11 protein-coding genes are annotated in these 13348 nt (G+C 43.2%); 1 reads left to right on the top strand and 10 read right to left on the bottom strand.

All coding sequences use genetic code 11. From position 1 onward, the window contains the following. Positions 1–105: 105 nt before the first annotated feature. The 5 genes from metF to HMPREF3237_RS00465 all read right to left on the bottom strand — a co-directional run bounded on the left by metF (position 106) and on the right by HMPREF3237_RS00465 (position 6965). Entirely contained in the window at positions 106–972 is an 867-nt protein-coding gene (gene metF / locus HMPREF3237_RS00485; RefSeq protein WP_070888458.1) for a methylenetetrahydrofolate reductase [NAD(P)H], read from the bottom strand. A 63-nt stretch (positions 973–1035) separates the two neighbouring features. Continuing rightward, a complete protein-coding gene (metE, locus tag HMPREF3237_RS00480; protein WP_070888457.1) occupies positions 1036–3285 on the bottom strand; it encodes a 5-methyltetrahydropteroyltriglutamate--homocysteine S-methyltransferase in 2250 nt (749 codons plus the stop codon). 243 nt (positions 3286–3528) lie between these two features. Further along, on the bottom strand, positions 3529–3891 hold the full coding sequence (locus tag HMPREF3237_RS00475) for a TIGR02328 family protein (protein WP_070888456.1): 363 nt from the start codon (positions 3889–3891) through the stop codon (positions 3529–3531). Further along, positions 3875–4279, bottom strand: coding sequence for a YbgA family protein (locus HMPREF3237_RS00470; protein ID WP_070888501.1), 405 nt, complete (start codon positions 4277–4279; stop codon positions 3875–3877). The genes HMPREF3237_RS00475 and HMPREF3237_RS00470 overlap by 17 nt, the downstream gene beginning before the upstream one ends. Positions 4280–4319: 40 nt before the next feature. Further along, positions 4320–6965: a DEAD/DEAH box helicase family protein gene (locus tag HMPREF3237_RS00465; protein ID WP_070888455.1), complete on the bottom strand. Its 2646-nt coding sequence runs from the start codon at positions 6963–6965 to the stop codon at positions 4320–4322. 136 nt (positions 6966–7101) lie between these two features. Here HMPREF3237_RS00465 and HMPREF3237_RS00460 point away from each other — a divergent pair, with 136 nt between their 5' ends. Next, on the top strand, positions 7102–7722 hold the full coding sequence (locus tag HMPREF3237_RS00460) for a TVP38/TMEM64 family protein (RefSeq protein WP_006145943.1): 621 nt from the start codon (positions 7102–7104) through the stop codon (positions 7720–7722). Positions 7723–7762: 40 nt separating this feature from the next. On the opposite strand, the gene HMPREF3237_RS00455 is transcribed toward HMPREF3237_RS00460, so the two are convergent. From HMPREF3237_RS00455 to HMPREF3237_RS00435, 5 genes are all read right to left on the bottom strand, one after another. Beyond that, positions 7763–8917 carry an MFS transporter gene (locus HMPREF3237_RS00455; protein ID WP_070888500.1) on the bottom strand — a complete coding sequence of 385 codons (1155 nt, stop codon included), beginning with the start codon at positions 8915–8917 and terminating at the stop codon, positions 7763–7765. Positions 8918–9088: 171 nt separating this feature from the next. Then, positions 9089–10015 (bottom strand): permease-like cell division protein FtsX, encoded by a 927-nt coding sequence (gene ftsX / locus HMPREF3237_RS00450; RefSeq protein WP_070888454.1) that lies wholly within the window; start codon positions 10013–10015, stop codon positions 9089–9091. Continuing rightward, complete coding sequence (gene ftsE / locus HMPREF3237_RS00445; RefSeq protein ID WP_004251332.1) at positions 10008–10700, bottom strand: cell division ATP-binding protein FtsE; 693 nt, start codon at positions 10698–10700, stop codon at positions 10008–10010. Before ftsE ends, ftsX begins: the two co-directional genes overlap by 8 nt. A gap of 15 nt (positions 10701–10715) precedes the next feature. Then, positions 10716–11811, bottom strand: a protein-coding gene (prfB, locus tag HMPREF3237_RS00440; protein WP_142350548.1) for a peptide chain release factor 2 whose coding sequence is annotated in 2 segments (ribosomal slippage) — positions 10716–11738 and positions 11740–11811 — 1095 coding nt in all. Because the reading frame shifts where the segments join, the coding sequence is not laid out codon by codon here. 179 nt (positions 11812–11990) lie between these two features. Further along, a complete protein-coding gene (locus tag HMPREF3237_RS00435; RefSeq protein WP_070888452.1) occupies positions 11991–13250 on the bottom strand; it encodes a TRZ/ATZ family protein in 1260 nt (419 codons plus the stop codon). Positions 13251–13348: the final 98 nt, after the last annotated feature.

Genomic DNA, 13348 nt, shown 5'->3' with positions numbered 1-13348 from the left:
CAAGTACGTACAGAGTTTATTTTATCATATTTTTCTTAAAAAGTGCTGGCTTTTCTATTAAAAAGGAACCATTCCTCCATGAAAAGAAGAATGGTTTGCTTTTTATTATCCTAAAGACTGGTGATTGAACAAGGCATGAGTTGCTTGGTGGATATATTGGGCAGTTTCTGCATTGTTCATAGTGTAGAGATGCACACCTGCTACGTCTTGCGTTACCAAGTCCACGATTTGGTCTACGGCATAGGCAAGTCCTGCTGCTCTGAGTGACTCAGAGTCATTCTCATACTTGTCCAAGATAGCCTTAAACTTACGTGGAAGATGAATATTCTCACAAGTCTTCAAGAGACGAAGCGCTTGGTTACGGTTGAGGATTGGCATGATTCCTGCATGAATTGGCACATCAATTCCTGCCAAGGTACACTTGTCTTGGAAATCGTAGAAACGCTCATTGTCAAAGAATAGCTGAGTGACAAGACTTGAACAGCCTGCGTCCACTTTTCTCTTGAGATTTTGAATATCTGAGATTTGGTTTGGTGAATCCGGGTGCCCTTCTGGGTAACAAGCTCCAATGATATCAAAGTTCGGAGCCTGTTCCTTGATGAATTCGATCAAATCAGTCGCGTAACGAAAATCTTTTTGTGGCTCCACATCCGGAATGATATCTCCACGAAGAGCCAAGATTTTCTGAACACCAACTTTATCCAAATCCGAAATGGTCTCAGCCACCTTATCCTTGGTCAGATAGATAGCTGGCAAGTGAGCAATGGTCGGAATCTCCAAGTCATTTTGGATATAGTCTGCCAAACGAACCGTCGTCTCTTTGATATTAAATTTATTATTGCTGGCAGTCACACTGATGAAGTGGGGAGCCAAGCCCTGCATATCTTTTAGGGCTGCAATAATTTTTTCATTGCCTACTGCTGGGTTTGGAGGGAAAACTTCAAATGAGAGTGACGGTGTTTGACGCGACATATGTAATAACCTTTTTCTAGTTGATTTCTTACTGATTAACCAAGTAGGGAGAACTGTCTTTTCTTACAATTTCTCACGCGCAGCTTTGGCAGCTTCTACAAGGCGGATCAAGCTTTCTTTCGTTTCTGGAATACCACGTGTTTTCAAACCACAGTCAGGGTTAATCCAAACTTTTTTGCTTGGAACTTTAGCAAGGATTGCTTCGATAGTGTGGTCGATTTCGCCTTCATTAGGCACACGAGGTGAGTGGATATCGTAAACCCCTGGTCCAACTTCTGTTTGGAAGTTTTTCGCTTTGAGTTCGTCTAAGATTTCAAGGTTTGAACGGCTAGCCTCAAATGAGATAACGTCTGCATCCAAGTTGTCGATAGCTGGGATGATATCTGTAAATTCTGAGTAACACATGTGAGTGTGGATTTGTGTGTCTGGTGCTACTGTTGAGTGTACCAAACGGAAGGCCGGAATAGCCCAGTCAAGGTAGTCTTCGTACCAGTCGCTACGACGGAGTGGCAATTTCTCACGAAGAGCAGCCTCGTCGATTTGAATGATTTTCACGCCTGCAGCTTCAAGGTCAAGAACTTCATCCTTGATTGCAAGAGCGATTTGAAGAGTAGAATCCTTGATAGAGATGTCTTCACGTGGGAATGACCAGTTAAGAATTGTAACTGGTCCAGTCAACATACCTTTAACAGGTTTGTCCGTACGGCTTTGTGCGTAGCTAGACCATTTCACAGTGATTGGGTTGAGACGAGTGACATCACCCCAGATGATTGGTGGTTTCACCCCACGCATACCGTATGATTGTACCCAACCATTCTTAGAGAAGAGGTAACCTGACAAGTTTTGACCAAAGTACTCAACCATGTCATTACGTTCGAATTCACCGTGTACAAGCACGTCAAATCCAACTTCTTCTTGCCATTTGATCCATTCATCGATGGTTTTAGCAAGGAAAGCATCATATTCTTCTTGTGACAATTCACCCTTGCGGAAGGCCAAACGTTTAGCACGAACTTCCTTGGTTTGAGGGAATGAACCGATGGTTGTTGTTGGAAGAGGTGGGAGTTTGAATGCTTCTTCTTGGATAGCTTCACGTTCTGCGAAGGCTGGCAAACGAGTGTAGTCTGCGTCTGTCAAAGCAGCAATACGCGCACGAAGTTCCGCATTTTCACCAACACGTTCAGTCGCAAAGAGTTCTTTGTTTGCTGCAAGAGCCTCTGCACCTTGACCATTGCGGATAGCATCCAAGTCACGAAGTTCTTCCAATTTTTCAACTGCAAATGCAAAGTGGTTCAAGATAGCTGGTTCAAAGTCTTCGTTAGCTGTTGTAAATGGCACATGAAGAAGTGAGCATGAGCTAGTCAATACGATGTTTTCAGCTGGGATTTGCTCAAGAACAGCCAAGCTCTTTTCGTAGTTGTTGCGCCAGATGTTTTTACCATTGACAATACCCGCATAAAGAGTCTTGTCAGCTGGGAATCCGCCTTTAACGAGTTCAAGAGTTTTCTTACCTTCAACGAAGTCAAGACCGATAGCATCTACTGGCAATTTCACAAGGTCAGCGTAAACGTCACGAACATCACCGAAGTATGTTTGAAGCAAGACTTCAAGACCTTTTTTATCAGCCAAGAGTTTGTTGTAGATGTTCAAGAAGAGTGTTTTTTCTTCTTCTGTCAAGTCTTTGACAAGAGCAGCTTCATCGAGTTGGATACGAGTTGCACCAAGTTCAGACAATTTTGCAAAAACATCTTGGTAAGCAGCTACTAAGCTATCTACGAAGTCTTCTGCTTTCACACCTTCTTCAAAGTCTGACAATTGAAGGAACGTGAATGGACCTACAAGGACAGGACGAGTGTTGAGTCCAAGCTCTTTAGCTTCTTGGAACTCATCAAAGATTTTGTGACCAGCCAATTTTACTTGAGTGTCTTTTTCAAATTTAGGAACAATGTAGTGGTAGTTAGTGTTAAACCATTTCTTCATCGGAAGGGCACGAACATCCCCTTTTTCTCCTTGGTAACCACGTCCCAAAGCAAAGTAGCGTTCAAGATCAGACAATTCCAAGTTTTGAACAGATGCAGGAACTACGTTGAAAAGGAAAGCAGCATCAAGGAAGTTGTCATAGTGAGAAAAGTCATTTGATGGGATTTCAGTGATGCCTTTTTCTTTGACGATGTTCCAGTGTTTTGCACGCAACTCTTTCGCAGCAGCCAAGAGTTCTTCTTCTGAGATTTCTTTTCTAAAGTATTTTTCAGTTGTAAATTTTAATTCGCGGAATTCACCCAAACGAGGGAAACCGATAATTGTAGTTGACATGTTTTGTCCTCCAAAAATTGTTGTTGAAACTATCTTAACAGAAAAGAAAGCGTCTGTATAATTGTAAAAAATTAGGCTTTGATATAGTTTGAAACTATATCTCGATTTAAAAGACAAAAAAAGATTTAGAGAAGATTCCCCAAATCCTTTGATAGATATAGATTAGTAGCCTTTCACACAAACAACGTTTACAGTCCTAGATTTGAAATTAGGAGACTGACTATGGCTTGTTATTAGAAAAGACTATAGGTTGATCCCCTTGTCACGGAGATTTGCCAGACACTCCTCATAGTAGCTAGCATCATGTTCGCTATAGATAGGACTTTTCAGCTTTTCCTCTGCTAAGTCTTGATACGGAGGGCAGGTCTTGCCACGGTAGTTCTTGTCCAGCCACTCTGGACTGACCTTGTAGCCACGGCTAGCCATCTCCTCCATGATCAAGTCATGATAGGCATAGAGACGATAGGGCGAGTGGGTAAAGACATAGTCCACCGTCGCATGCTTTCTGCCCCAGCCATTGCCACGCAGAGCACAGCACTCTCGATGTTGCCCCAAGATCTGAGGACGGGGAAGTTGTGAAATCAAAGCCTCATGCCAAAGTCTCATGGGAGTCTCCTTTCAGCAAGGTAGAATGTTGCAGATAAGCATTTGGGTAACGCTTAAGCAAATCTCTCGACTTTGCAATCAAGTCCTCCTTGGAAGCTTGACCAAAGCGGTAGCGATCCAGCAAGAGCATATAGTCTTTGCGCTCATCAAGGCTGGCTTGCTTTTTAAAATAGCCCCAAATATGCTGGAAGGCATTGCAAACCTGACCCCTGTGTTCTGGAATCTGGCAGGCACGGTCAATCATCTCTTGAACCTGACTCACTTCCACCACTTCTTGCTTGAGATACTGGCGAATATCCTTGTAAATATTGCTGGAATGACTCAAAACAAGGTATTTGTTTTCCGCCCAGAGTTGCTGACAAAGGGCACGTTGGTTGTTATTATTCATATGTAACATTATACCATGATTGAGGCAAAAAACACCTTTTCTATTTCAATGCACTTTTGACCTTTTTCTTGGTGATAATGCAGTCGTTTTTGTTAGCTAGGGATTTGAGTCTGGCTTCGAGCAGGATTTTTCGGCCTGCTTCGTTGCGGGTGTAGACGAGTTGATAGTTACCTATGTGTGGTGCAACGGCATTTTGGAAGAGTTGGGCATCTTCCTTGCGTTTTTCAAAGAGGCTAGGGACTACGAAATACTTGGACTGACCTGCTGGAGCTTTTTTAGCGACTAAAAGGTAGCGTTGATTGTCCACTGGGGCAAAGAATTCTCCTAAAACCTTCGAAAAGAGCTCCTTGTCTCGCATACTGCCACCTTTTAGATAGGCAAAAACGTTAAAGCTGTCCTTGTCCTCATCGACCTGCACGCGCGACTGGTCATCAGACAAATGTCCGGCAGTCACCATGACTTTGCGAATAGCTTCACCGATCTGGCGCAAGCGTTTATAAGGACTCTTGTAGCTGTAAAAGCGAAAGGCAGTGATAGCTAGGAAGAGGACACAAAGAGCTGTCAACCATGGCAAGGCAAAGAAGGTTAGTCGAACGACATAAGCCAGGAGACTAATAGCAAATACCATCAGAGCGTAGCGAAGCCACTTTTCAGCATCCGCTAAGGCAAGCAGAGGGATTCGTTTGCTGTCGGTCGCCACTTCATTGACAATCTCAATCTTGTCAGCAACAATGAGAGATTCCTGCCATTTTTTACGAAGGGAGGCACGATCCTTGGATAGTTCCATGATCTTCTCGTTGTACTCTTCGAGTTTCTTTTTCTTAAATGGGAACTCAGGAAAGTTTAAGCGGTCCAGACCTGTTTCGATGGTATCTTCCTTATAGGACAAGCCAAGGAAATGGTCCATACGGCGGGCAAGGGTCTGCAGGTCCTGATATGGATTGAGGTCTAGTTCCTCTTGATCCTCCTTAGAAAAGGTTGGATTTTTATAAGGTTTGATGGCTACTAGGTGCCAGATATTACTAGTCTTATCTGGATGTCCTGGCCAGATACGGATGGCACGGCCCCGCATTTGATTACTCAGCATAAAGCTTCCGACAAAACTTCCGAGGATGAGAGAGTTGACGCAAGGGGCATCCCATCCTTCTCCCAAGAGAGACTTGGTTCCGACCAAGACCTGGATAGAACCACGTTGGAAGAGCTCGGTCACAGCTGCGACCATCCCCTTAAAGCTGGATGGAAAGCCTACTTGGAGATAGGACTCTTGGTCGAGTTTTCCAATGACAGAGAAGCTTAAGCTAGTGTTTGGAATGAGTGCTTGAAGTTCTGCCTTGACACTGGCAGGTATGATCACGACACTACCAGAAAGGACTGCTATAGGGACAGACAAGCCTTGCTTCTGCGCACTTCTGCGAATGGTTTCAAAGTATGGGAGGACGCCTAATTGCGTGATTGGTGCTTGGTCATCTCCCAGATAACTGGCAAAATCCTTACGGATATAGTCCGCTAAGACCAACTGTCTCAAGCCCTGACCTAGACTGGCATATTCGGTCTCAAAGATAGATGCAATCCCAGCTAGTTTTCCTAGAGATTGGTTGAGAATTTGGTCATTGGCCTTGGATTTGACCAAGAAAACCTGACGTTTTTCAATCAACCCTCTTGATTTCAGTTCTGCTTCTATTTTTTTCTTTGTCTCCTGCGGATCCTCATACCAGTCAGGAGTCTGATAGAGAAGGCCTTGCAAGAGAACTTCTAACCAATAGTAATTAAGGGCAGGCAAGCCTTCAGCTCCTAGTAAATCTCGTAGATATTTGGGAATTTCCAGCTTTTGAGCTTGTAGATAAATGAGGAGCGCTGAGAGATACTTAGGATCTTCGAGGAGCATATCCGCAGAAATTTCCCCTTTGAGAACCTTGGAACTCCGAATCAACTCTTGGAAGTCAGGATCAACGACTAGTTGGCTGACATACTGCCACTTGGTATCCTCAAACTCTTCCAAGCGCTTGTCCTCTTCCTTAGTCGGAAAACAGATATAGACAAAGTCCTGATGAGGGCAAAGAGTGTCTTCCTTGACCAGTTCTGGCACCGTGATTTCTTGGTCAATCTCGCCACACATCTGGAGATAGCGATCCCAGAGTTCTGGCTCACTGTCATAAGGCGGTGTCGCAGTGAGAGAGATGACTTGCAGTTGCGGATAGTTTTTACGGAAATCTTCTAGACTTTTCCACCATTCATTTCTCAAGTGATGGCATTCGTCCAGACAGAGGGTTTCGACACCCCTTTCCTTGAGTCTGGCAAGCAGGTCAAAGCCTACAAAATCCTCAACCTCGCCGTTATCTTCTTGAGATTGTACCTGTTGCATAGCACTGTGAAAAGCTTGGTAGGTGGCGATGGTGATTTGCTTCATGTCCTTGAGATTTTGAGACACGAGACTTGTGACCTGGTCCTCATCCTCTAAAAAGGCCTGGCGAATCCTATCCACCCATTGTTCCCGAATGGTCACCGTCGGTACCAAAACGAGAGCAGGCTTATCAAAGCGAGCAATCAACTCGATTCCTATGGTTGTTTTCCCTGAACCTGGCGCTGCCACCAAGTGAACATGACCATCTGCTTGGTATTCTTGGAAGTTATCCAAGACCTGTTTTTGGTAGTTGCGCCAAGTGCCATTAAACTTCAATCCTAACATGATTTTCCTCATTCTAAGCTGTCATTTTCTTATTCCCATTTTACCATACTTGAGGCAAAGTCACACGAAGTATCCCATATAGTCTTTCTCCCTAAAATATGGTATAGTAGAATCATACTACACAAGAGGAGTTTACATGTCACACGATAAAGAAATGAAAGCTGTTTCTCCCCTTCTACAGCAAGCAATCAATATTTCCTCCATCATCGGTGGAGTTGGTACGGTGATATTCTGTATCTGGGCCTATCAGGCTGGAATTTTGCACTCCAAGGAAACCCTATCTGCTTTTATCCAACAGGCTGGTTTCTGGGGGCCACCGCTCTTTATCTTTCTACAGATTTTGCAGACAGTTGTTCCTATCATTCCTGGTGCTCTGACATCCGTTGCCGGTGTCTTTATCTACGGGCATATCGTGGGGACGATTTACAACTATATTGGCATTGTTATTGGTTGCGCCATTATCTTTTACTTGGTGCGTCTCTACGGAGCCCCCTTTGTTCAGTCTGTCGTCAGCAAGCGGACCTATGATAAGTACATTGGCTGGTTGGATAAGGACAATCGCTTTGACCGATTCTTTATCTTTATGATGATTTGGCCAGTTAGTCCAGCTGACTTTCTCTGCATGCTAGCCGCTCTGACTAAAATGAGCTTCAAGCGGTATATGACCATTATCATCCTGACCAAACCCTTTACCCTGGTCGTTTACACCTATGGCTTGACCTATATCATCGATTTCTTTTGGCAAATGGTTGGCTAATACACAAAAAACTCAAGGAGAATCCTTGAGTTTTTCTTTGTTAGACTTCTTTTTTCAATAAAAAGGAAACAAGGACTGATGTGGCAATCATCCATGCTCCTAGAATGATAAATGTCATGCGACCATCTAAAGTCACAAAGCTAATCCCTGAAAGAATGAATGGCGTTAAAGATGCACCAAAACTACAGCCCAAAACAGCATAGGAAGTTGCTTTGTTGAGGAGTTTAGCTGGAATTTTCTCAGATATCAACTGAAAGACTGTCGTCAGAGCAATGCTGTAGGCAAATCCTCCCAGGATAGATCCTGCAACAACCACCCAGAGTGATGGTGCTATGGCAATAATGATTTGCCCAATTCCAAAGGTGACTCCTGCAACCAATAACAATTTTTCCTTGAAGGCAGATATGAGGAAAGAAAAGCTAATTCCCGCTAAAATCCCGATCAACTGCATGGCACTTAATACTAGACTAGACAACTGAGCATCTCCGAAACCTGCCTCAATCATGAGACTAGGAATTCGGAATGTAATGGCTGTATTGGTACATACAATGACTGCAGCCCCAATGGCTAGGAAGAAAATTAGCTGTAGCATAGAACGAGTCAAACTCACTGTTTCTTCTGTCTTTTGCTTTGAAGCGAATATTTCAGCTTTACCATAGGGTACAAAGAGAAGGAAGAGTGCAAGAACCACTAAACCTGCTGCATAGGCTAAGAAAGTAGCGGTCCAACCAAAAGCCAAAAGTTGCCCCACCGCCAGCGTCAAGATAGAAGCACCTACTACCTCAGCTGAGCCACGAAAACCAAGCATTTGAATACGAGTCTTGCCTTGATAACGCTCACTGATGATAGAGATTGCCTTGGCGTTCAGCATTCCAACTCCAAGTCCAAAGAGAAGACGTGTCGCAAAGACAAAGTAATAACCCTGATACCAGAAGGGGGCTGTTCCACTAATTGACAAAACTAAAAGTCCTAGAGTCAGTTGGAGACGTTCTGGAAAAATCCGCTCTAAAACTCCATTCAATAAAAGCATAGCCATAATTCCAAAGGATGGAAGGCTGACCAAGAGCTCGACCTGGCCTTTTGAGTAGCCCTGATAATAGTCAAACATAGCTGGCAGGGCACTCGAAATTGAAAACGATGTGATTAATACTAACGACAGAGAGAGTATACTCACTTTTTCTAAAAATTGTTTCATCTTGTCCTCATTCATGATTCATGTTAGTAAAAAAGGTCCTTTCCTATCATACACTGTTTCCCAAAAATTGGCAAGTGACTAAGTAATGAGACCAAAAGAAAAAGCGGGGCATCAAGCACTATAAAGTCTTGATGACATCCCACTTTTATATGTTTTATCAAGATATTTGATTTAAATTTTCAAGAATCGACGCATTGAGATTCCTGAACCAAGTGAACCGATACAGATTCCGATGACGAACAAGAGAGCAATCATCAATGGAATAAAGAGATCCGGTGTAATCAAAGATAAGTTTTGACCAACCAAGGATGGGTTGACAGATTGGAACACTCGGTTATAGATAAAGTAAACCAATGCTGATGGAAGAGCTGCTCCCAACAATCCGATAAAGGCACCTTCTAGCAAGAATGGGCCACGGATATAACCGTTCTTGGCACCAACCAAACGCATGATTTGGATTTCACGGCTACGTGAAATGATAGTAATACGGATGGTATTTGAAATCAAGAAGACTGCGATAAAGATCAAGAGTCCTGCGATGACCAATCCCCATACACGGATGAAGGAAGCCAACTTGAAGAGACGTTCGGTATTGGCACCACCGTCTTGAACTTCAGAGACACCTTCGATTTTCTTAGCTTCTTCAGCTACAGGTTTTACATCACTTGGTGAATTGGTATCTACGATGTAGGCATCATGAAGAGGGTTTGCATCTCCTTCAAACACCTTCCACTCGTCACCCATAGTTTCAGTCAGCTTTTGGTACTGCTCTTCTTTACTTGAGAAGGTTACATTTTTTACAGCTGGCAAAGCTTTTAGGGCATCGTAGACCTTGTGGTAGTCATTGTTCGTGACGGTTTGGCCTTCTTTTACAATGGTTTCACTATTGTCTTCAACGTCTTTACGAACATAAACCATGACGCGGACGTTGTTTTCGATATCAGTTGCCAATTTTGCAGTATTGAAAATAACTGACGCAAAAATAGCAACCAAGGTCAAGGTAATCATTACTGAACTGATAGCAGCAATGGTCATCCATCCATTACGCTTTAAACTTTTTAAAGCTTCGAACAGATGGCGGAAAAATCTACTAATCATCGTATCCGTACTCTCCTTTCGCTTCATCACGTACCACGCGACCATTTTCGATGGCAATAACGCGGTGGCGCAAGGTATTTACGATTTGGCTGTTGTGGGTCGCCATCAAAACAGTTGTCCCTTGGAGATTGATACGTTCCAAGAGGTTCATGATTTCCCATGAGTTATCTGGGTCCAAGTTCCCTGTTGGTTCGTCGGCAATCAATACTTTAGGATTGTTTACGATAGCACGCGCAATGGCGATACGTTGTTGCTCACCACCTGAAAGCTCATTTGGGAATGAACGAACCTTGTGCTTCAAACCGACAAGGTCCAAGACTTCCATAACACGTTTTTTGATGTTACGACGGCTTTCGCCGACAACCTCCATTGCGTATGCAATGTTCTCATAAACGGTTTTCTTTGGCAAAAGTTTGTAATCCTGAAAGACTACTCCGACATTTCTACGCAAGAACGGAATATCTTTCTTTTTAATCTTAACCAGGTTATAACCTGCGACTTGCAAACTTCCTTTGTCGATTTTGACCTCACGATACAAGGCACGGATAAAAGTTGATTTACCAGCACCTGAAGGTCCTACAATGTAGGCGAATTCTCCTGCATCGATATTTACAGTGATGCCACGTAGGGCTGTTGTCCCGTTGTCGTATTTTTTGACAACATCTCTCATTTCAATGATTGACATGTGACTTCCTTTCTTTTAACTAATACGCCATTTCAGATAAGCATCGATAAAACCATCTAGGTCTCCATCCATAACTTTATCGACCTGCGCTACTTCAAAGTTTGTACGATGGTCTTTTACCATTGTATAAGGCGTAAATACATAGGAGCGGATTTGGCTTCCCCATGTAATTTCCTTTTTCTCACCCTTGAGCGAGTCTACCTCAGCAGCTTTCTTTTCCTGCTCCATCTGGTAGAGTTTTGCCTGAAGCATCTTCATAGCACGGTCACGGTTCCCATACTGGGTACGGTCAACAGTTGATGCTACGACGATACCTGTCGGAATGTGAGTCAAGCGGACACCTGTTGAAACCTTGTTGACGTTTTGTCCACCTGCTCCTCCTGAACGGAAGGTATCCATCTTGATGTCATCCTCACGGATGTCAACTTCGATGGTATCATCCAACTCTGGCATGACTTCTACAGAAGTAAATGAGGTGTGGCGACGTTTAGCAGAGTCAAATGGTGAGATACGAACCAAACGGTGAACTCCCATCTCAGACTTGAGAAGACCATAAGCATTTGGTCCTTCAAAAGACAAGGTTACTGACTTGATTCCTGCCTCATCACCTGCTTGGTAGTCCAAGACCTCAACCTTGAAGCCTTTGGCATTTCCATAGCGAGTATACATACGAAGGAGCATATCGCCCCAGTCTTGAGCCTCTGTTCCCCCTGAACCTGGATGGATTTCAAGGATAGCATTATTGTGATCATAAGGTTCTGACAAGAGAAGGGTCATTTCGTAGCTGGTCATCATCTGAGCTAACTCATCGAGTTTTTCAACCAACTCATCCTTAACGGATTCGTCCTCCGCCAAAAAGTCCAGTAAAATCTCAACTTCATCCTGCAACTCATCCATCTTGTGGAAGGTATTATAGGTATGTTTTAGTTCGTTTAATTCTTGCGATGTTTTTTGGGCCGCAATATTATCGTTCCAAAAATCAGGTTCTGTCATTTTGTTTTCCAAAATGGCAATCTCTTCCTCTAAACCTTCGAGGTCAAAGAGACCCCCTGAAAGAAGCTAATTTTTCACGATTTGCGTCAATTTTTTGACGGATTTCTGAAATGTCCATACATACTCCTTTAATTGTATCGTTTTATTATACCATAATTTTTCTTATTTATCTAATCGGTGTTTTTTTTATTTTATTATCAAAATATTTAGGCAAGAAGTAAGGCCCATAATTTCACCTAAAAACTAGAAAATCTCACAAGAATTTTCTCATGAGATTTCGTAAATTTATACTTAATTTTACAAGTTAACTGTCAGCACTTGACCGTCTTTCACGACTTGTTCACCAGCGATGTAGACGTCGTCAACATCACTGGATTTGACAGCATAAACGAGGTGAGATAGCATGTTTTCTTGAGGTTGGAGATGGATTTTTCCTTGGGGCTGGATAACGAGAAAATCTGCTTGCTTGCCAACTTCTAGACTACCAATCTCATCTTCCATTCCTAACACCTTAGCACCCTCGATTGTCAGTGCCTTGAGGGCGGTTTCGATTGGAAATTGACTGGCATCGCCACTTTTCATTTTCTGTAAAAGGGCTGCTGTGCGTCCTTCCTCAAACATATCAAGGTTATTATTAGAAGCAACTGAGTCCGTTGCGATACCAACTGGTACTCCTGCTTTCTGAAGTTGGACAACTGGTGCAATCCCTGAGGCTAGTTTGAGGTTGCTGATAGGATTGTGGGCGATAGCGACTTGCGAATCTGCCAAGCGTTCTATTTCTGCTTCATTTAACTCCACACCATGGGCAAATACAGCCTGATGATCTAAATAGCCAAGATCATCTAGAAATGCTAATGGGCGTTTGCCATAGCGTTTCAGGATAATGCCTGACTCTTCCTGTGTTTCTGCCACGTGGATATGAAGGGAAATGTTTTCTTCTTTTGCTAGCTCAAGACTTGCCTCCAGCAAATCTCGACTACAACTGTAGGGCGAGTGAGGAGCCACCATCACCTTGAAATTTGGGTCTTGATAACCTTTGATTGTCTCGATGACAGCTCGCGTTCTTGCTATAGTTTCAGCCGTCGTCTCCACGTCTGAAGAAAAGAGGGTTGGAGAAAAATAGCAACGCATCTTGGATGCCTTAACCACCTCATAAATCTCAGCTATATCCACTCCATTAGGATTGTACATATCATTAAATGTTGTTGTCCCTGACTGGAGCATCTCTGTTAGCGCCTCTTTGACGGCCTTTGTAGTCATCTCTGGTGTGAATTCTGCTTCTGCTGGCCAGATATAGTCCTCTAGCCATTCGTGGAGATTGCTATCATCACGAATGCCTCTCAAGCCTGTCATGGCAGAGTGAGTATGGCAGTTAACCAATCCAGGCATGATCCAAGCCCCCTGATAGTCTATGATTTGATCTGCTTGTTTAAGAATCTCTTGATTTTCCTGACCGACATAGACGATTTGGGTTTCTTTAATAGCTAAAATCCCATCTAGATAGACAGGGAAATCTTGGTCACAAGTCACGATATTCACATGCTGAAAGACTTTCATCCCTAGGCTCCTTTTCTATATAAGTATTCATACTGGATAATTTTTCTAGCTATTGTAACAAAAAAGTCACCCGAAGGCAACTTTTCTTGTTTGTTCAT

Origin of the sequence: Streptococcus sp. HMSC34B10 (assembly GCF_001839505.1) — a bacterium.
Lineage (GTDB): Bacteria > Bacillota > Bacilli > Lactobacillales > Streptococcaceae > Streptococcus > Streptococcus peroris.
The sequence above is the reverse complement of the archived record's forward strand: the minus strand, read 5'-3'. Positions and strand labels throughout refer to the sequence as shown.

Excerpts from the sequence above, each read along its gene's own strand:
- metE (WP_070888457.1), bottom strand. The coding sequence starts at position 3,285 with ATGTCAACTACAATTATCGGTTTCCCTCGTTTGGGTGAATTCCGCGAA.
- HMPREF3237_RS00455 (WP_070888500.1), bottom strand. The coding sequence starts at position 8,917 with ATGAAACAATTTTTAGAAAAAGTGAGTATACTCTCTCTGTCGTTAGTA.
- ftsE (WP_004251332.1), bottom strand. The coding sequence starts at position 10,700 with ATGTCAATCATTGAAATGAGAGATGTTGTCAAAAAATACGACAACGGG.
- HMPREF3237_RS00460 (WP_006145943.1), top strand. The coding sequence starts at position 7,102 with ATGTCACACGATAAAGAAATGAAAGCTGTTTCTCCCCTTCTACAGCAA.
- HMPREF3237_RS00465 (WP_070888455.1), bottom strand. The coding sequence starts at position 6,965 with ATGTTAGGATTGAAGTTTAATGGCACTTGGCGCAACTACCAAAAACAG.
- HMPREF3237_RS00470 (WP_070888501.1), bottom strand. The coding sequence starts at position 4,279 with ATGAATAATAACAACCAACGTGCCCTTTGTCAGCAACTCTGGGCGGAA.
- metF (WP_070888458.1), bottom strand. The coding sequence starts at position 972 with ATGTCGCGTCAAACACCGTCACTCTCATTTGAAGTTTTCCCTCCAAAC.
- HMPREF3237_RS00435 (WP_070888452.1), bottom strand. The coding sequence starts at position 13,250 with ATGAAAGTCTTTCAGCATGTGAATATCGTGACTTGTGACCAAGATTTC.
- HMPREF3237_RS00475 (WP_070888456.1), bottom strand. The coding sequence starts at position 3,891 with ATGAGACTTTGGCATGAGGCTTTGATTTCACAACTTCCCCGTCCTCAG.
- ftsX (WP_070888454.1), bottom strand. The coding sequence starts at position 10,015 with ATGATTAGTAGATTTTTCCGCCATCTGTTCGAAGCTTTAAAAAGTTTA.